The sequence below is a fragment of the Streptomyces muensis genome, assembly GCF_021474425.1.
GTDB classification, from domain to species: domain Bacteria; phylum Actinomycetota; class Actinomycetes; order Streptomycetales; family Streptomycetaceae; genus Streptomyces; species Streptomyces muensis.
The window spans coordinates 1-17,744 of sequence record NZ_JAKEIP010000021.1 but is presented as its reverse complement, the minus strand read 5'-3'; the positions used below and the strand labels follow the sequence as shown (position 1 = coordinate 17,744).

Here is a 17,744-nt window from a genome sequence, read left to right as displayed (position 1 = left end):
CACTTCGGAGTGAACGACCGCGTGCCGCGAGTGTCAAGTGTCACTGAACACGAACCAGACGCCCACGGCCGGTACGTCACCATCATTGCGGTAGCGGTGCGGGGTCGTCGACTCGAAGCAGACCGCGTCGCCGGGACGCAGCGTGTACTCCTCGAACCCGAGGGTGAGGACCAGCTCGCCCGAGGTCAGACACCCGTACTCGGTACCCGGGTGACGCATGAGGCCACCGGAGCTGGAGGAGGCGCCGCCGGGCCGGTACGTCACCTGGAGGAAGTCGACGTCGGTGCCGGGAACGTGGCCGAGACGCTCCCACACCACACCCGAGTCCAGCTCCAGCACCTCCCGCTCGTCCGGCGTGACCAGCGGGCCGATCCGGCGGCCGGGATCGGCGGAGAAGGCGGCCAGGGCGTGCAGGACGGTGCCGGGGGCCGCCGGCCGGGGGGATGTGGCTGCGGGTTCACGGTCAGTGGCTTCACCCGCCTCGAAGAGGGACTCCAGGGAGATGCCGAGGGCCGTGGTGATGGCGTACAGGGTGCTGACCGACGGCTGGCTCTTGCCGTTCTCGATCTGCGAGACGAGGCTCGCCGAGACACCGATCTCCCGGGCCAGCGCCCGCAGACTCGTCCCACGGGCGAGGCGCGCCTGCCGGATGCGCGCGCCGACCTGCGGCACGACGGCTGGGGACATCGATGGCTCCTCTCGGGGCGCCCGGCAGGGACCCTTGGGACCCTTGCGGTGTTCGCTCTCATTGAACAGCGCGTGAGGGCCGCGCGGTATCGAGACCGCTCAGGATTTCCGCGTGGGGAGTACCGCCCGTACCTCCCAGCCCGCTTCGGCGCGTGGCCCGGTGTGCAGTTCGCCGCCGAGTGCGGTCACCCGTTCCTTGAGGCCGACGAGGCCGAAGCCGCCGCCGTGTGCGGCTGCGGGGAGCTGGGTGCCGCCGCGGCCGTCGTCGGTGACGGAGACTTCCAGGCGTCCGGCGTCGTCGCGCAGGGCGACCTCGACGTGGGCGGCGTCGGCGGCGTGCCGGCGGATGTTGGTGAGGGCCTCCTGGACGACCCGGAAGGCTGCGGCCTGCACCTCGTGGGGGAGGTCGTCGGAGACGGCGGGGTCGCGGCGCAGGGTGACCTGCTGGACGGGGCTGGTGAAGCCGTCGACGAGTTCGGCGATGCCCGCGAGGTCGCCGACCGGGCGGTGGTCGGCCGCCTCGTGGCCGGTGTCGCGCAGCACGCCGACGGTACGGCGCATGGAGGCGAGGGCCTCGGTCGCGGCGCGTTCGATGCCGGCCAGGACCGGGTCGAGGTCGTCCTGGGCTTGGGACAGCGACTGGAGCTGGGGCTCGGCCTGGGCCTGCGCCTGGACCTGGCCTTGAGTCTGGGCTTGGGCTTGGGCCATCATCCGCGCCACCTGCGTCTGCACGAGGATCCCGGTCACATGGTGGGCCACGAAGTCGTGCAGGTCGGCCGCGATGGCCAGGCGCTCGGCGCGCCGGGTCTCGCTGACGGCGACCGCCCGCCGATAGTCCAAGGTCCGCAAGTACGCCGCGAGTCCGGCGAAGACGCCGATCAGCACCAGGCCGACCACGATGAAGGTCAGCGCCTCGTCGCTCCACGCCCCCAGATACCGCACCGGCAACAGCAGCAGCGCGCCCGTGTCGAGGATCCCGCAGACCACGGCAGCGCGCGGCGGACAGTGCCGTACCGCGACGAACAGCAGGCACAGCAGGAGCAGGACCTGGCCCGGACCGAACAGGATCCCCGCGCCCACCGCGAGCGCCGTCGCCGAGTAGAGGATCGAGGCGAGGGCGGGCACAGCCGTCCGCACCTGCGGCGTCAGCCACTCGGGCCGCCGCCCGGCCGGCCACAGCACGGCGGCCAGGCCCACGAACAGCACGGCCAGGGTCGGCCAGACGGGGCTCGCGGTCGGCAGGACGCTAGTACCGTCGGCACCCGCGTACAGGACGTCGACGACACAGGCGGCGAGCAGGACGCCGACGGCGAGGCCCCGGGCACAGCCGCGGGACGATACGGACTTCATGCCGATCACGGTAGGTGAGGCCGGGAGCCGCGGGATCGGCCGTTCGGCCAGGGACAGGTCACTGGCGTCGGCGGATGCCGACCTTATGGCCGAGGCGTGTGCCCGGGCGCACGGGCGAAGGTGGAACCGCGGCACAGCCAGTTCCTCGTCGGCGCCCTCGCGATCCCCGCCGCGATCTCCGCACGGCACGAACCCCCTGGGCGCGAACCCCGTGAGGCATGATCGAGCCATGACCGTCCCGACCCCGCCCGGCGCACCCATCCGCGTCCTCATCGCCGACGACCAGGAGATGGTCCGTACCGGCTTCCGCTTCTTCCTCGACGCCCAGCCCGACATCACGGTGGTCGCCGAGGCCGCCGACGGCGAGGAGGCGGTGGCGCTGGCCCGGCGGGAGCGGCCGGACGTGTGTCTGCTGGACATCCGGATGCCGAAGCTGGACGGTCTGGAGGCGACCCGGCTGCTGGCGGGGCCCGAGGTGGCCGATCCGATGCGGGTGGTCGTGGTGACCACCTTCGACCTCGACGAGTACGTGTACGGCGCCCTGCGCGGCGGCGCCTGCGGGTTCCTGCTGAAGGACTCGGGTCCCACCCTCCTCGCGGAGGCGGTCCGCGCCGCCGCTGCCGGTGACTCGCTGGTCTCGCCGTCCGTCACGGTCCGCCTGCTCAAGCACGTCACCGCCCCGCAGACAGTCTCCGCCGCCCCGGTGAAGCCGGTGGCCGCTCCCACGGAACCCCTCACCGACCGCGAACTCGACGTCGTCCGCCTGGTCGCCCTCGGCCGTACGAACGCGGAGATCGCCGCCGAGCTGTACGTCTCCCTGTCCACGGTCAAGACCCACCTGTCCAGCGTCCAGCTGAAACTGTCCGCCCGGAACCGTGTCGAGATCGCGGCCTGGGCCTGGCAGCACGGGCACGGGCAGCCGGGCGGCTGAGGCACGGGCCCGGCCCCGCGGCGGCCCCGTAGCCGGGGCTCACTCGAACGGGCCGGTGCCGGTGGTGGGCCGTCGGGCTCGGTGGTGCCCTGAGGACATTCGTCACGTTCTCAGGAGGCACCCCGATGACCCGTCGTCCGACCCGAATCGTCCGCGTCCTCTCCTCGGCCCTGGTGGCGGGCACCCTGGTGACCACGGCCGCCTGCTCGTCCGACGGCGACAAGGACGGTTCACGGTCCTCGGGAGTCACGGCCTCACCGGCGGCCCGCAAGCAGCCGACCTCCTCGCCGACGACGTCACCCACCGGCTCACCCACGTCGTCGCCCACCGCCACCCTCACCGAGTCCGGTGCGCAGACCGCGCTGATCACCGAGGCGGACATCGAGGACGACTGGACTCAGGTCAAGGACACGGAGGCCGAGAACTGGCACGACAGCCTGCTCATCGGCACGGTCGACGTGTCGGACTTCGTCACCGCCCAGACCGACGCGGCCGACTGCCAGCGGCTCATGGACTCCCTCTTCGGCGACAACCTGCTGGGCAAGCCGTCGGGAGCGAACGCGCTGCGCGGCTTCACGCAGGGCGACTCACGTCTGCTGTACCAGGTCGCCGCCTACGACCGGACCGACCCGCAGGGCGCATTGAACTGGATGGCGCAACTGCCGGACGAGTGCGACCAGTTCACGATGACCGAGAACGGCGAGGAGCGCACCGTCCAGGTCGTCGACACCTCGCTGCCCGACGTGGGCGACGCCCGTGAGGGCGTGCGCGTGACGGTGCGGGGTGAGACCGACGGCAACGACGCCACGCTGACCCTGGACGTCGCCGCCGTACGCGTCGGGAACAACGCGATCACGGTCACGTCGGGCGGCCTCGACGGGGACGAGCACGACTCCATGGAGCAGGCGGTGCAGCTCGGCACCCAGCGCCTCAAGGACGTCCTGGCCGGGAAGACACCGGCCGCGAGCCCGAGCGAGATCGAGTAGCGGCACCGGCGAGGTCGCACCCCAGGAGCCGACAGCTGCTCCCCTCTCCTCCGCTCCTCGCACCGCCTTCCGACCCGCCAACGCCCCCGCTCGCTCTGCCGATTCTCGGGACAGCGTGATCAACGGGGCGGCACAATGGCGGCGATGGCCGGTTTCGGTCGTGCGTGCGAGGAGAGGACGAGTCGTGAGTGATGGCCACACCCCGTCGGGCGGGTCGGCGAAGCTGAACACCGGTGTGGCGCACAACGCGCGCGTGTGGAACTACTGGATCGGCGGCAAGGACAACTACGAGGTCGACCAGCAGGTCGGCGAGCAGGTCGCCGGGATGTTCCCGATCATCCGGGACATCGCCCGCGCGGACCGCGACTTCCTCGGCAGGGCCGTGCGCTTCGTGGCCGAGGAGCGTGGCCTGCGGCAGTTCCTGGACATCGGCACCGGACTGCCGACGGCGGACAACACCCACGAGATCGCCCAGCGCGTCGCGCCGGACTCGCGGATCGTGTACGTCGACAACGACCCGATCGTCCTCGTGCACGCCCGCACCCTGCTGACCGGCACCCACGAGGGCGTCACCGCCTACATCGACGCCGATGTGCACGACCCGGACGCCATCGTCGAACGCGCCGCGCAGACCCTGGACTTCGGCAAGCCCGTCGCTGTGATGATGCTGGGCATCCTCAACTTCGTCCTCGACCACGACAAGGCCCGCGAGATCGTACGGCGCGTCCTGGCCGCCGTACCCTCCGGCAGCCACCTGGTCCTGACGCACCCGACCTTCGACTCCGAGCTCGGCGGCGAGGGCCAGATCCCGGCGATGAAGTTCTGGAACGAGAACGCCACGCCGCCGATCACGGCCCGCAGCGGCGCGGACATCGCCGTCTTCTTCGAGGGCCTGGAGCTGCTGGAGCCGGGCATGGTGTCCTGTTCGCAGTGGCGTGCCCCCGACTCTCCCGCACCGGTGCCGCAGTACGGCGCGGTCGCCGTGAAACCCTGACGCCCAGCAGGGACCGCACGAACCGGAACGAGCCGGGCCGACCGGCCGGGCTCGTCGAGGAGACCGGGAGACCGTATGAGCACCCTTGCCGATCCCGTCCCGGGAGGGCGTCCCGGTGACGTGGAGCGGGCCGACGCGCTGAGCGGCGAGCTGTCCGGGCGCGGCGTGCACGGGATCGTCCTGGCCTACGTCGACACGGCGGGCATCGGCCGGGTGAAGACCATCCCGACGGCGAAACTGGCCTCGGCGGCGGCCTGGGGCGTGGGGATGTCACCGGTGTTCGACACGTTCCTCGCGGACGACTCCGTCGTCACCACCGACGTCCTCGGCTCCCCGGACGGCGATCTGCGTCTCTATCCCGACCTCGACGCGCTGGTGGAGCTGGCCGCACAGCCCGGCTGGGCGTGGGCGCCGGTCGATCGGATCACCCAGGAAGGCGAGCGGCATCCGGCGTGCGGCCGCACCTTCCTGCGGCGGACGGTCCAGGAGGCCGCCGACCGCCACGGCATCACCTTCAGAACGAGTATCGAGATCGAATGGTCCCTCGCCCGGCCTCCCGGTGCCGACGGCGAGTTCGTGCCGGCGGTGACGGGTCCGGCGTACGGCGCCACCCGTCAGGTCGAGTCGAGCGACTGGGCCGCCGATCTGCTGGCGGCGCTCGCGCGGCAGGGCGTGGACGTCGAGCAGCTGCATCCCGAGTACGCGGCCGGGCAGTTCGAGCTGTCGGTGGCGGCGCTCGACCCGGTGGCGGCGGCCGACCGCAGCGTGCTGGTGCGGCAGACGATCCGGGCGGTGGCGCGGCGCCACGGCCTCGCGGTCTCCTTCGCCCCTGCCGTCCTCGGGCAGGGTGTGGGCAACGGCGGTCATGTGCACCTCTCCGCCTGGCGCGACGGTGTCAACCTGCACGCGGGCGGAGACCGCCGCCACGGCATGCGCCCGGAGGCCGAGTCCTTCGCGGCCGGCGTCCTGGCCCACCTCCCCGCGCTCACCGCGGTGACCGCCCCGAGCCCGGCGAGCTATCTGCGCCTGAGGCCCTCGCAGTGGGCCGGGGTGTTCACCGCGTGGGGCCGGGAGACCCGGGAGGCGGGGCTGCGGGTCGTCACGGGCACGGCGGGCCATCGCGCCCAGGCGGCCAACCTGGAGGTCAAGCCGGTGGACCTGGCCGCCAACCCGTACCTCGCCCTCGGCTGCCTGATCGCCGCCGGAGTGGACGGCCTGGTGTCGCACGCGCGGCTCCCTGCGGAGATCACCGGCGATCCGGCCCACCTGAGTGCGGAGGAGGCCGCCGCCAAAGGGGTCCGCAGGCTGCCGACCTCCCTCGGTGAGGCCGTCGAGGAGTTCCGTACCGACGAGCCGCTGCGCACCGCGCTCGGCCCGGTCCTCGCCGACGCCGTCATCGCCGTACGGCAGGGAGAGCTCGCCGCCGTGGCCGGGCTGGACGACGACCGGGTGGCGGCGGCCTACCGCTGGCAGTACTGACGTGAGCACCACAGGCCCGGTCCACGAGGTGCTGGCGGCGCTGCCGCTGGTGGACCACCACTGCCACGGGATCGTCACCGCCGACCTGGACCGGCACGGCTTCGAGTCCCTGCTCACCGAGAGCGAGCCCTGGCCCGGCATCTCGCCCTTCGACACCCCGGTCGGCGTGTCCGTACGCCGCCACTGCGCACCCCTGCTGGACCTGCCCCGCCACGCCCCCGTCGACGCGTATCTGGCCCGGCGTGCGGAGCTGGGCGGGGACGAGGTGAACCGGCGTCTCCTGGCCGCGGCCGGGACGCGGGCCTTCTGCGTCGACACCGGTTACACCCCGCACGCCATCACCACGCCCCGGGAACTGGCGGAGACGGCCGACGCGACCGCGTACGAGGTCGTACGGCTGGAAGTGATCGCCGAGGCGGTGGCGGCCGAGGGGGTCGAACCGGACGCGTACGCCGCCGAGTTCCGCCGGGCCGCCGAGGAGGCTGTACGGCGTCCCGGCGTGGTGGCCGTGAAGTCGGTGGCCGCCTACCGCACCGGCTTCGACCTGGACCCGGCGCGCCCCTCGGACGCACAGGTCACCGCGGCGGCCGGGCAGTGGCTGGCGGACGGCGGACGGCTGGTGGACCCGGTCCTGGTCCGGCATCTGCTGTGGACCGCCGTCGACCTCGGCCTCCCCCTCCAGCTGCACACGGGTTTCGGCGACGACGACATCCGTCTGCACCGGGTCGACCCGGCGCGCCTGACGGACTGGCTGCACCTGACCAAGGGCACGATCCCCGTCCTGCTCCTGCACTGCTGGCCCTACCAGCGCCAGGCGGCCTTTCTGGCGGCGGTCTTCGAGCAGGTGTACCTGGACGTGGGCCTCACCCTGCACCATGTCGGGCCGGCCCGGTCGAGGGCGGTCCTGTCGGAGGCGCTGGAGATCACCCCGTTCCGCAAGCTGCTGTACAGCTCCGACGCGTATGGTCTGGCCGAGTTCTACGCGCTCGGCGCACTGGCGTTCCGCCGCGGTCTGGGCGAGCTGCTCCAGGCCCGGGTGGACGCCGACGACCTGAGCCTGCCGGACGCGCTGCGGATCGCGGCGTGGGCGGCCGGCGACAACGCCCGCCGCCTGTATGGACTTCCCTTACCCCAGCAACCCGTCCCCGCCCCCGAACCCCGCCCGCACCGCGACTGAGCGTTCGCAATTCCCGGAAAGTATGATCAAGCAATGTCTGACATGACCGAAACCACGCCCGGCTGGCTGTCGTCCGACGATCTGGAGCAGGCGCGCGCCCGTATGCCGATCCTGTACGTCGAGGCCGTGCCCGTGCGCGTCGACGACAGCGGCGAGGTCACCAGCATCGGCCTCCTGCTGCGCATCGGACCGGACGGAACGGTCAGCCGGACCCTGGTCTCCGGCCGCGTGCTGCACCACGAACGGGTCCGCGACGCCCTCCTGCGCCACCTGGAGAAGGACCTCGGCCCGGTGGCACTCCCCCGGGTGCCGACTTCTCTGCAGCCGTTCACGGTCGCGGAGTACTTCCCGACGCAGGGCATCACGCCGTACCACGACCCGCGTCAGCACGCCGTCTCCCTGGCCTACATCGTCCCGGTCACCGGCGACTGCCGTCCCCGCCAGGACGCCCTCGACCTGGTCTGGTTCAGCCCGCAGGAGGCGCTGTCCCCGGCGGTGCAGAGCGAGATGCCGGGCGGCCACGGGGTGCTGCTGAAGCAGGCGCTGGCCCATGTGGGCTGCGTGGTCTGACGCTGCCGGAGGGCGACAAAGACAAAGGCAAGGAGGTCACCCACTCCTTGCCACTCTCAACATATAGCGCACCGGGGGGCTTGCGGCAAGGCCCCTCTCATACCGCAGAATCTCCGGCCGAAGCCACTGCCTGCGGAAATGGGTGTAGTGATGATCGACGTGATCGTGACCGGCGGCGGACCGACCGGCCTGATGCTCGCAGCCGAGTTGCGGCTGCACGGCGTGCACGTGGTCGTGCTGGAGAGGGACGCACAACCGCCTCCGTTCGTGCGGTCGCTGGGCCTGCACGTACGCAGCATCGAGGTGATGGCCCAGCGCGGCCTGCTGGACCGCTTCCTCGCCCAGGGGCAGCGGCACCCGCTCGGCGGGTTCTTCGCCGGCATCCACAAGCCGGCGCCCGACCGGCTGGACACCGCGCACGCGTACGTCCTCGGCATCCCGCAGACCACCACCGACCGCCTTCTGGCCGAGCGCGCCGCGGAGCTCGGCACCGAGATCCGGCGCGGCTGCGAGCTGGTCGGGCTGAGCCAGGACGAGGACGGGGTGACCGTCGAGCTGGCCGACGGCACGCACCTGCGCTCGCGCCACCTCGTCGGCTGCGACGGCGGCCGCAGCACGGTGCGCAAGCTGATCGGCGTCGGCTTCCCCGGCGAGCCGAGCAGGGTCGACACGCTGCTGGGCGAGATGGAGGTGACCGCACCGCCGGAGACGGTGACCGCCGTGATGACGGAAGTCCGCAAGACCGAGAAGCGGTTCGGCCTCGGACCCGTCGGCGACGGGGTGTTCCGCGTCGTCGTGCCCGCCGAGGGAGTGGCCGACGACCGCTCGGCCCCACCGACCCTGGACGAGTTCAAACGACAGTTGCGAGCGTTCGCCGACACCGACTTCGGCGTGCACTCACCGCGGTGGCTGTCCCGCTTCGGCGACGCCACGCGGCTCGCCGACCGCTACCGGGTCGGCCGGGTGCTGCTGGCCGGCGACGCGGCCCACATCCACCCGCCGGTCGGCGGTCAGGGGCTCAACCTCGGTATCCAGGACGCGTTCAACCTCGGCTGGAAGCTGGCCGCCACCGTCGCCGGCTGGGCCCCGGAGGGACTGCTGGACACCTACCACGCCGAGCGACACCCGGTGGCCGCCGACGTGCTGGACAACACCCGGGCACAGATGGAGCTGCTGTCCCCCGAGCCGGGTCCGCAGGCGGTGCGTCGGCTGCTGTCGGAGCTGATGGACTTCGACGACGTGAGCCGGTACCTGACCGAGAAGATCATCGCGACCGCCGTCCGCTACGACTTCGGCGCCGGCCACGACCTGCTCGGCCGCCGCCTACGGGACCTGCAGCTGAAGCAGCGCCGCCTCTACGACCTGATGCACACGGGCCGCGGACTCCTCCTCGACCAGACCGGCAGCCTCTCGACGGCGGGCTGGTCCGACCGGATCGACCATGTCGTCGACACCAGCGAGGAACTGCCCGCACCCGCGGTACTCCTACGCCCGGACGGCCACATCGCCTGGGCCGGCGACGACCAGCGGGATCTGCTCGACCATCTGCCCAGGTGGTTCGGCGCGGCGACGGCCTGAGCCCGCGGCCGGACAGCAGAAAGGGCCCTCACAGGCTCTCGCCTGCGAAGACCCTTCGCACCGTCGGGACGACAGGATTTGAACCTGCGACCCCTTGACCCCCAGTCAAGTGCGCTACCAAGCTGCGCCACGTCCCGGTGCCCGTCTGACCTGGGGTTTCCCCCGGCCGAACGTGCATGGAAACAATACCGCACTCGGGTCGGTGGTCGCGCACTCGTTTATGCGTGCCACCGGCCGCACCGCCTGCCTGCGCGGCTCGGGCTGCACTCCGCACGCCCGCTCTCGAAGCACGGACCGAAGTCGCACGACCACACCGGGTGCGCTCCCGCTCCTACTCGCCCGTCGGCATCCCCAGCTCCGGATACGCGTCCAGCAGCTTCGGAGGTGCCGCCTGACGCCAGGAGTCGGCCAGGATGTCGCGCAGTTCGTCCTCGTCCTCCAGGGCCGCGAGCCGGGCCCTGACCCAGGCGAACTGCGCCTCATGGTCGGCGATCCAGAACTTGCCCGGCTCGGCCATGACCAGTTCGTCGCGCTCCTCCTTGGGGCAGCGCACGGCGATGGACGTCTCCTCCTCGGGCAGCGTGGCGAACATCTTGCCCGCGACCCGGAAGGTGGGCATGCTCCAGGCGATCTTCTCCGTCGTGTCCGGCAGAGAGAGGGCGATACGGCGTACGTCTTCGGCATCCGGCATGACACGCACGGTAGCCGCTGGCACTGACAATCACCTGGTGAGAGGGATTTTCGCGAACGGGACCCTAGAAACTGAAGCTCATGAACGCCCCGAGACCCCGATCCGCCGCCTCTCCGAAGAACGCGACCAACTCCTCATAGGTGGCCTCGAGCCCGTCCAGCCGGCCCTCCGGGTCGAATCTCCACATGTTGGGGTACACGTCCTGCTTCGCCATCCGCTCCGGGTCGTAGTGGGACGCCAGCCTCTCCCACGGCGTCGCCCGAAGTTCCCGTGCCACGCCGTCGATCTGTTCCGCGGTCCACCCGAACAGGGTGCCGTCCTCCAGGATCTGGAACCCGTCCATCACGAACTCCAGTGACAGCTCGGCCTCGTCGAACAGGAACTGGAGGCCGGCGAAGTCCCTGTCGGGGCCGCCGTAGAGGCGACCGGGCATCGGGTACAGGTCGCCGGAGTACAGCTCGCCGTGGAACTGATCGGCCCAACTCGGGTCCTGCTCCGCCCTGTCCAGCTCCTCCGTCGTAGCGCTGACGAACGAAATGCTCACGCCCATCGCAGGCAATCCCCTTGGTGTACGGCCCGCTGCCGTGTGGTCGGTCAACGCCGGCGAGTGTTCCACGCGGCACTGACAACCGGCCTCTCACACCGCCCGTCCGCCTCGGCCGGTCACACGTGCTTGTAGTACATCGTCGTCGGCCGCAGCACCCCGTCCGGGCTCGCCGCGTAGTCGGGGATCACTCCGGCCCGGGTCCAGCCGGCCGAGCCGTACAGGCGCTCGGCGAGGCTGTCGGTCTCGGTGTCCAGGTGGAGGAGAGTGACCCCGGCGCTGACCGCCGCCTGTTCCGCGGTCGTCAGGAGGGTGCGGCCGAGGCCCTGGCCCCGCGCGTCCCGGCGCACCATCAGCTTGACCAGCTCGGCGCGGTGACGGCTGTTGGGCTTGTCTGCGAAGGCCAGACTGACCGTGCCGACAGTCCGCCCGTCCTCACCTGCCGCCCAGACGGCGAGCTGCCCCGTGGCCACCGCCGCGGCGCGCTCCTTCCACCAGGCCAAGGCCGCCGTACGGTCAAGGGACGCGAGGAATCCGACGGAGGCTCCGCCCGTCACCGTGTCCACCAGCAGGTCGGCCAAGTCCTCGATCCGCTCCAGGAGTTGGGCCTCGTCCAGTCGTGTCACGTTCACGGCAGCACCACCGCCAGCACATAGCGCACCGTCTCGGGCCCGGCGCACCGGAAGCGCGTGGCACCCCACACCCGCATCCGCAGACAGTCCCCGGTGTCGAGATGGTGCTCGGTCTCCTGAACCGTCACGTCGAGCGCCCCTTCCAGCACCCAGATGTGCTGCTCGAGGCCGGGCACGGGAGGACGGTCGTAGGCGATGTCGGCGCCCGGGCCGAGCCGTCCCTCGACGAGTTCGGCGCGCAGCCCGGTGTGCGGCGGCGACACCGATCGGCGTACGAATCCGGAGGAACGGTCCTCCCACACCGGCTGCCCGGCCGCCCGCACCAGCAGCGCCGGCTCGGCCTCGACCTCGCTGAGCAGCTGGGACATGGTCCGCCCGTACACATGGCACAGGCGGTTCAGCAGCGAGGCGGTGGGGCTGATCTCCGCGCGCTCGGCACGGGACAGCGTCGAGCGGCTGATGCCGCTGCGCTCCGCCAACTCGCCCAGGGACCAGCCGCGTTCGGCCCGCAACTCGGCCAGACGGGCACCGAGACGGGCGTCGACGGGGTCCGGGGCTTCGACGCCGTCCGCACTTCCTTGTTTCATATCTGGGACGCTATCCCAGATATGAAACGTCGGCGTTACGGACCGCTCACTCCCCCGCCGCTTCCCCGAGCGCCTCCAGCACGGGTCGGATCAACGGGTGCTCCTCGGCGCCTCGCCGTACGGCCGCGAACACCCGGCGGGTGGGCGCCACCCCGTCCACGGGCCGTACGACGACCCCCGTGAGGTCCATGCCGCGCAAGGCCGAGCGCGGCACGAGCGCGACGCCCGCGTCGGCCGAGGCGAGGGCGACGACCGCGCGGAAGTCGTCCGAGGAGTGTTCGAGGCGCGGCTGGAAGCCGGCGCTCTCGCAGGCCAGGACGACCACGTCATGGCAGGGATTGCCGGGGTACGGGCCGATCCAGGGGTCCTTGGCCAACTCGGCGAGCGGGACCTCGGCCGTGTCGGCCAGCCGGTGACTCACCGGGACGACCGCGTCGAAGGGTTCGGCGTACAGCGGTACGTGCGCCAGGCGCGGGTCGTCGGCGGGTGGCGCACCCCGGTACTCGACGGCCACCGCGATGTCGACCTGCCGGTCCAGCACCATCGGCAGGCTGGCGTCGCCCTCGGCGTCCTGGACGCGGATGCGGATGCCGGGGAACGTCCCGGCGAGGCGGGCCACCGCGGGCGCGACGACCTGGGCGATGCCGGTCGCGAACGCGGCGACGGTGACCGTGCCGGCCGCACCCGAGTCGTACGCCGCGAGCTCCGCTTCCGCCCGCTCCAGCTGGGCGAGGACGGCGTTGGTGTGGTTGAGCAGGATCTCGCCGGCCGGGGTCAGCCGTACGCCCTTGGCGCCGCGCTCGACGAGGCGGTGACCGGTCTCCTGCTCCAGGGCCGTGAGCTGCTGGGAGACCGCCGAAGGGGTCAGATACAGCGCGGCGGCAGCCGCCGTCACCGTGCGGTGGTCAGCCACCGCACGGAGGATGTGGAGCCGCCGCGCTTCGATCATGAGATCGATTATCGCAAGGTCTGGAGGTCCCCGGACGTCAGCCTTCCAGTTCCGCGCGGGCCGCGACGAAGGCGTCCACGGCACGGTTGACGTCGTCCGTCGAGTGCGCGGCGGACAGCTGGACCCGGATACGGGCCTGGCCCTGGGGCACCACGGGGTAGGAGAAGCCGATCACGTACACACCGCGCTCCAGCAGCAGCTCCGCCATCCGGCCGGCGACCGCCGCGTCCCCGATCATCACCGGGGCGATGGCGTGGTCGCCGGGGAGGACGGCGAAGCCCTCCTCGTTCATACGGCGGCGGAACAGCGCGGTGTTCCCGGCCAGCCGGACACGCAGGTCGTCCGCCTGCTCCAGCAGGTCCAGCACCTTGAGGGAGGCCGCCGCGATCACCGGGGCAAGGGTGTTGGAGAACAGGTACGGCCGGGAGCGCTGGCGCAGCAGGGCGACGATCTCGGCGCGGGCGGCGACGTAGCCGCCGGAGGCGCCGCCGAGCGCCTTGCCGAGCGTGCCGGTGATGATGTCGACGCGGTCCATGACGCCGTGCAGCTCGGGCGTGCCGCGGCCACCGGGGCCGACGAAGCCGACGGCGTGCGAGTCGTCGACCATGACCATGGCGTCGTAGCGGTCGGCGAGGTCGCAGATCTCGGCCAGCGGCGCCACATAGCCGTCCATGGAGAACACGCCGTCGGTGACGATCAGGCGGCGGCGGGCGTCGGCGGCGTCCTTCAACTGCCGTTCCAGGTCGGCCAGATCACGGTTGGCGTAGCGGAAGCGGCGGGCCTTGGACAGCCGGATGCCATCGATGATCGACGCGTGGTTCAGGGCGTCGGAGATGACCGCGTCCTCCGGGCCGAGCAGCGTCTCGAAGACGCCGCCGTTGGCGTCGAAGCAGGAGGAGTACAGGATCGTGTCCTCCTGGCCGAGGAACGCGGACAGCCGTGCCTCCAGTTCCTTGTGGACCTCCTGCGTGCCGCAGATGAAGCGGACCGACGCCATGCCGTAGCCCCAGCGGTCCAGCGCCTCGTGGGCGGCGGCGATCACCTCGGGGTGGTCGGCGAGACCGAGGTAGTTGTTGGCGCAGAAGTTGAGGACCTCGCCGGGACGGCCGCCCGCGCTGACGTTGACGGTCGCGGACTGCGGGGTGTCGATGACCCGCTCGGGCTTGTGCAGACCGGCGGCGCGGATCTCGTCGAGGGTTGCGCGCAGGTCGTCGCGCACGGAGTCGAACATCAGAGAGCTCCTAGAAAAGCAGAGGACTTACGCGGGGGCGTGCACGGGGACTCACGCGGGGGGCGTGCGCGGTGGCTCAGTCGGTCCAGTCCAGGATGACCTTGCCGCCACGGCCGCTCGCCGCGTCGGCGAACGCCGCCTCGAAGTCGCGGTAGCCGTAGCGGCCGGTGATCACGGGGGCGAGGTCGAGGCCGCCCTCCAGCAGGACGGACATCGCGTACCAGGTCTCGAACATCTCTCGGCCGTAGATGCCCTTGATGGTGATCATCGAGGTGACGATCCGGGCCCAGTCCACCGCGAACTCCTGCGCCGGCAGGCCGAGCATGGCGATACGGCCGCCGTGCGTCATGTTGGCGATCATGTCGCGCATGGCCTCGGGACGGCCGGACATCTCCAGGCCGATGTCGAAGCCCTCGCGCAGGCCGAGTGCACGCTGCCCGTCGCCGATGGTCGCCTCCGACACGTTCAGCGCGAGGCTCACGCCGATCTTGCGGGCCAGCTCCAGCCGCTCCTCGCTCACGTCCGTGATCACGACGTTGCGCGCCCCCGCGTGCCGGGCCACGGCGGCCGCCATCAGGCCGATCGGACCGGCGCCGGTGATCAGGACGTCCTCGCCGACCAGCGGGAACGACAGCGCGGTGTGCACGGCGTTGCCGAACGGGTCGAAGATCGCGGCCACATCGAGGTCGACGGGCACACGGTGCACCCACACATTGGCGGCCGGCAGGGCGACGTACTCGGCGAAGGCACCGTCCCGTCCGACGCCGAGACCGATCGTGGCCCGGCACAGATGGCGACGCCCGGCCAGGCAGTTGCGGCACTTGCCGCACACCAGATGGCCCTCGCCGCTGACCCGGTCGCCGACGGCGATCTCACCGACGTCGCGCCCGACCTCGACGACCTCGCCCACGAACTCGTGCCCGAGCACGAGCGGCGTGCGGATCGCCTGCTGTGCCCAGCCGTCCCAGGAACGGATGTGCAGATCGGTGCCACAGATGCCGGTGCGCAGCACCTTGATGAGTACGTCACCGGGTCCCACGGCCGGTTCCGGCACGTCCGCGAGCCAGAGCCCGGGCTCCGCCTTCTCCTTGACCAGCGCCTTCAACGGTACGGCTCCTGTGCGTGAGTCCCGGCCGCGGGCATGCCTGAAGCGCCCGTGGCCGGGGAGGGGGGTGGAATCGCACAAGAATCTGCCGTACGGCGGCGCCCAGGTCCATCGAGGATTTCTTAAGCGGCGCCACAGCTTTCCTTCACGCCCTCCGCCATCGACAGGCAGGGGCTAGAGGGGCAGCCCGTCCGCCGCCCGCCGCTCCAGCCGCATCACCAGTTCCGCAGCGGACGCCTTGATGGTCTCCAGCCCCGCCTTCCCCCAGGGCCGCGGCTCCACGTCGACGACGCACACGGTGCCCAGCGCCATACCCGTGGAGTCGATGAGCGGGGCACCCAGATAGGAGCGGATGCCGAACTCGTCGACGATCGGGTTCCCGGCGAACCGCGGATAGTCGCGGACGTCCTCCAGAACCAGCGCCTTGTGTCGGACGACCACATGGGGGCAGAACCCATGGTCCCGGGCCATATGGCGGCCCGGCACCGGCTTGGCGTCGTCGCCCCGAGCGAGACGCACGGCCGGCCGCACATGCAGGCCGGCGAAGAACTGCCGGTTCTCGCCGACGAAGTTGACCATGGCGTACGGCGCCCCGGTGAGCTCGGCAAGATGGTCCGCGAAGACGTCCAGGGCCGGATCGGGGTGTTCTCCCAGGCCCAGTTGGAAGAGCCGCTGTGCGCGGGTGGGGGCCTCCTTGTCCTCGGGGGTGAGCAGCAGGCGGGCGACCGGGTGAGGTGGGCCGTAGCTCATGGGCGGGTTCCGTCGCTGTGGGCGTAGGTCATATGCGGCTCCGTGCTGTGTGTGCGGATGTCACATGTGGGCGCCGTGACTCGGTGCGGGTGCCGGCGCGTGGGCGATGAGGTGCCGGACCAGGGTCAGCAGGGTCTGGACACCGGAGCTGGAGATCCGGGCGTCGCAGCGGACGACCGGGATCTGCGGGTCGAGGTCGATCGCGGCTCGGACCTCCTCCGGGTCGTAGCGGTAGGAGCCGTCGAACTCGTTGATCGCGACGATGAAGCCGAGGCCTCGTTGCTCGAAGAAGTCGACGGCTGCGAAGCAGTCCTCCAGGCGCCGGGTGTCGGCGAGGATGACCGCGCCGAGCGCGCCCTCCGAGAGTTCGTCCCACATGAACCAGAACCGTTCCTGTCCGGGTGTGCCGAACAGATACAGGACGTGTTCCGGGTCGAGCGTGATGCGGCCGAAGTCCATGGCCACCGTCGTCTCGACCTTGTTCTCGACACCTTCGAGGCTGTCGGTCGCGGCGCTGACCGTGGTGAGCAGTTCCTCCGTGCTGAGCGGCGCGATCTCGCTCACCGCGCCGACGAAGGTCGTCTTGCCTACCCCGAACCCTCCTGCCACCAAGATCTTCAGTGCGGTGGGGAAGGGGTCAGAGCTGTCGTCGTAGTCCATCGAGCACTGCCTCCAGAAGGGCCCGGTCAGTCGGGTTGTGGTGGAACTCGGGGGGCTTGGTGGTGAGCGCCCCGCAGTCGACGAGGTCCGACAGCAGCACCTTGGTGACCGCGGCCGGCAGCTTCAGGTGGGCGGCGACCTCGGCGACCGAGACGGGGGCGCGGCACAGGTCGAGTGCCTGCTCGTGCTCGGGGCCGAGGTAGCCGAGGGGGGTCGCCCCGGTGGCCATGACCTGCGACATGAGATCGAGCGCGATGGTGGGCCGGGTACGGCCGTTGCTGACCGTGAAAGGGCGCACCAGCCGTCCGGCCGCGTCGTCGAGCCAGGGCCCGTCGCCGGCCGCCGTCACGTTCAAGGCCTCATCGCCGAGGGTTCGACGGAGTGCTGCCGGGGAGCGGTGACCAGGTACGGGCGGACGCTCTTGACCAGCATCGCCATCTCGTAGCCGAGCACCGCGGCGTCGGCCTCACGGCCGGCCAGCACCGCGAGACACGTGCCGGAACCGGCCGTGGTCACGAAGAGCAGGGTCGAGTCGAGTTCGACGACGACCTGGCGCACGTCTCCGCCGTCGCCGAACCGGACCCCGGCGCTACGGCCCAGGGAGTACAGGCCAGAGGCCAGGGCGGCCATGTGGTCCGCGCTGTCCGGGTCGAGGCCGTGAACCGACTTCACAAGCCCGTCGCAGGAGAGGAGCACCGCACTGGTGGTGTGCGGGACACGCTGCACGAGGCCGCTCATCAGCCAGTCGAGATCGGAGACATGAGCGGTCGTCGGCGCTTCGCTCGCCATGATGGATCGACTCCTTGAGGTACGAAGGTCAGCGGGAGCGCTGGGGGTGGGGGT

At 71.3% G+C, this 17,744-nt stretch carries 20 protein-coding genes and 1 tRNA gene; 7 read left to right on the top strand and 14 right to left on the bottom strand.

Annotated elements, in window-relative coordinates; genetic code table 11:
* Positions 1-33 precede the first annotated feature (33 nt).
* On the bottom strand, positions 34-687 hold the full coding sequence (locus L0P92_RS08590; RefSeq protein WP_234761911.1) for a helix-turn-helix domain-containing protein: 654 nt from the start codon (positions 685-687) through the stop codon (positions 34-36).
* Between the two features lie 99 nt (positions 688-786).
* The gene (locus L0P92_RS08585) at positions 787-2,037 is read right to left on the bottom strand and encodes a sensor histidine kinase (protein WP_234761910.1); all 1,251 of its coding nucleotides are present in this window, start codon (positions 2,035-2,037) and stop codon (positions 787-789) included.
* Positions 2,038-2,266: 229 nt separating this feature from the next.
* Between L0P92_RS08585 and L0P92_RS08580 the strand changes: the two genes are divergently transcribed.
* The 7 genes from L0P92_RS08580 (at position 2,267) to rox (ending at position 9,752) form a co-directional block, all read left to right on the top strand.
* A complete protein-coding gene (locus tag L0P92_RS08580; RefSeq protein WP_234761909.1) occupies positions 2,267-2,968 on the top strand; it encodes a response regulator in 702 nt (233 codons plus the stop codon).
* A gap of 125 nt (positions 2,969-3,093) precedes the next feature.
* Positions 3,094-3,954 carry a hypothetical protein gene (locus L0P92_RS08575; protein ID WP_234761908.1) on the top strand — a complete coding sequence of 287 codons (861 nt, stop codon included), beginning with the start codon at positions 3,094-3,096 and terminating at the stop codon, positions 3,952-3,954.
* A gap of 184 nt (positions 3,955-4,138) precedes the next feature.
* Positions 4,139-4,948, top strand: a complete 810-nt coding sequence (locus L0P92_RS08570; protein ID WP_234761907.1) for an SAM-dependent methyltransferase — start codon at positions 4,139-4,141, stop codon at positions 4,946-4,948.
* A 75-nt stretch (positions 4,949-5,023) separates the two neighbouring features.
* Positions 5,024-6,427 (top strand): type I glutamate--ammonia ligase, encoded by a 1,404-nt coding sequence (locus L0P92_RS08565; protein ID WP_234761906.1) that lies wholly within the window; start codon positions 5,024-5,026, stop codon positions 6,425-6,427.
* 1 nt (position 6,428) lies between these two features.
* Positions 6,429-7,604 (top strand): amidohydrolase family protein, encoded by a 1,176-nt coding sequence (locus L0P92_RS08560; protein ID WP_234761905.1) that lies wholly within the window; start codon positions 6,429-6,431, stop codon positions 7,602-7,604.
* A 42-nt stretch (positions 7,605-7,646) separates the two neighbouring features.
* The gene (locus L0P92_RS08555) at positions 7,647-8,174 is read left to right on the top strand and encodes an NUDIX hydrolase family protein (protein WP_234761969.1); all 528 of its coding nucleotides are present in this window, start codon (positions 7,647-7,649) and stop codon (positions 8,172-8,174) included.
* A 150-nt stretch (positions 8,175-8,324) separates the two neighbouring features.
* A complete protein-coding gene (rox, locus tag L0P92_RS08550; protein ID WP_234761904.1) occupies positions 8,325-9,752 on the top strand; it encodes a rifampin monooxygenase in 1,428 nt (475 codons plus the stop codon).
* Positions 9,753-9,815: 63 nt separating this feature from the next.
* On the opposite strand, the gene L0P92_RS08545 is transcribed toward rox, so the two are convergent.
* From L0P92_RS08545 to L0P92_RS08490, 12 genes are all read right to left on the bottom strand, one after another.
* Positions 9,816-9,889 (bottom strand) — tRNA-Pro (locus tag L0P92_RS08545).
* A 194-nt stretch (positions 9,890-10,083) separates the two neighbouring features.
* Positions 10,084-10,443 carry an MmcQ/YjbR family DNA-binding protein gene (locus tag L0P92_RS08540; RefSeq protein ID WP_234761903.1) on the bottom strand — a complete coding sequence of 120 codons (360 nt, stop codon included), beginning with the start codon at positions 10,441-10,443 and terminating at the stop codon, positions 10,084-10,086.
* Positions 10,444-10,507: 64 nt separating this feature from the next.
* Complete coding sequence (locus L0P92_RS08535) at positions 10,508-10,993, bottom strand: DUF1877 family protein (protein ID WP_234761902.1); 486 nt, start codon at positions 10,991-10,993, stop codon at positions 10,508-10,510.
* A 113-nt stretch (positions 10,994-11,106) separates the two neighbouring features.
* On the bottom strand, positions 11,107-11,619 hold the full coding sequence (locus L0P92_RS08530) for a GNAT family N-acetyltransferase (protein ID WP_234761901.1): 513 nt from the start codon (positions 11,617-11,619) through the stop codon (positions 11,107-11,109).
* On the bottom strand, positions 11,616-12,206 hold the full coding sequence (locus L0P92_RS08525; protein ID WP_234761900.1) for a helix-turn-helix domain-containing protein: 591 nt from the start codon (positions 12,204-12,206) through the stop codon (positions 11,616-11,618). Before L0P92_RS08525 ends, L0P92_RS08530 begins: the two co-directional genes overlap by 4 nt.
* Positions 12,207-12,252: 46 nt before the next feature.
* Positions 12,253-13,155, bottom strand: a complete 903-nt coding sequence (locus L0P92_RS08520) for a LysR family transcriptional regulator (RefSeq protein WP_234761899.1) — start codon at positions 13,153-13,155, stop codon at positions 12,253-12,255.
* Between the two features lie 37 nt (positions 13,156-13,192).
* Complete coding sequence (locus L0P92_RS08515) at positions 13,193-14,386, bottom strand: glycine C-acetyltransferase (RefSeq protein WP_234761898.1); 1,194 nt, start codon at positions 14,384-14,386, stop codon at positions 13,193-13,195.
* A 76-nt stretch (positions 14,387-14,462) separates the two neighbouring features.
* Positions 14,463-15,491 (bottom strand): L-threonine 3-dehydrogenase, encoded by a 1,029-nt coding sequence (tdh, locus tag L0P92_RS08510; protein ID WP_234761897.1) that lies wholly within the window; start codon positions 15,489-15,491, stop codon positions 14,463-14,465.
* 174 nt (positions 15,492-15,665) lie between these two features.
* Positions 15,666-16,241 (bottom strand): GAF domain-containing protein, encoded by a 576-nt coding sequence (locus L0P92_RS08505; RefSeq protein ID WP_234761896.1) that lies wholly within the window; start codon positions 16,239-16,241, stop codon positions 15,666-15,668.
* A gap of 60 nt (positions 16,242-16,301) precedes the next feature.
* Positions 16,302-16,901 carry a GTP-binding protein gene (locus tag L0P92_RS08500; RefSeq protein ID WP_234761895.1) on the bottom strand — a complete coding sequence of 200 codons (600 nt, stop codon included), beginning with the start codon at positions 16,899-16,901 and terminating at the stop codon, positions 16,302-16,304.
* On the bottom strand, positions 16,879-17,250 hold the full coding sequence (locus tag L0P92_RS08495) for a DUF742 domain-containing protein (protein WP_234761968.1): 372 nt from the start codon (positions 17,248-17,250) through the stop codon (positions 16,879-16,881). The genes L0P92_RS08500 and L0P92_RS08495 overlap by 23 nt, the downstream gene beginning before the upstream one ends.
* 2 nt (positions 17,251-17,252) lie before the next feature.
* A complete protein-coding gene (locus L0P92_RS08490) occupies positions 17,253-17,690 on the bottom strand; it encodes a roadblock/LC7 domain-containing protein (RefSeq protein ID WP_234761894.1) in 438 nt (145 codons plus the stop codon).
* Positions 17,691-17,744 lie beyond the last annotated feature (54 nt).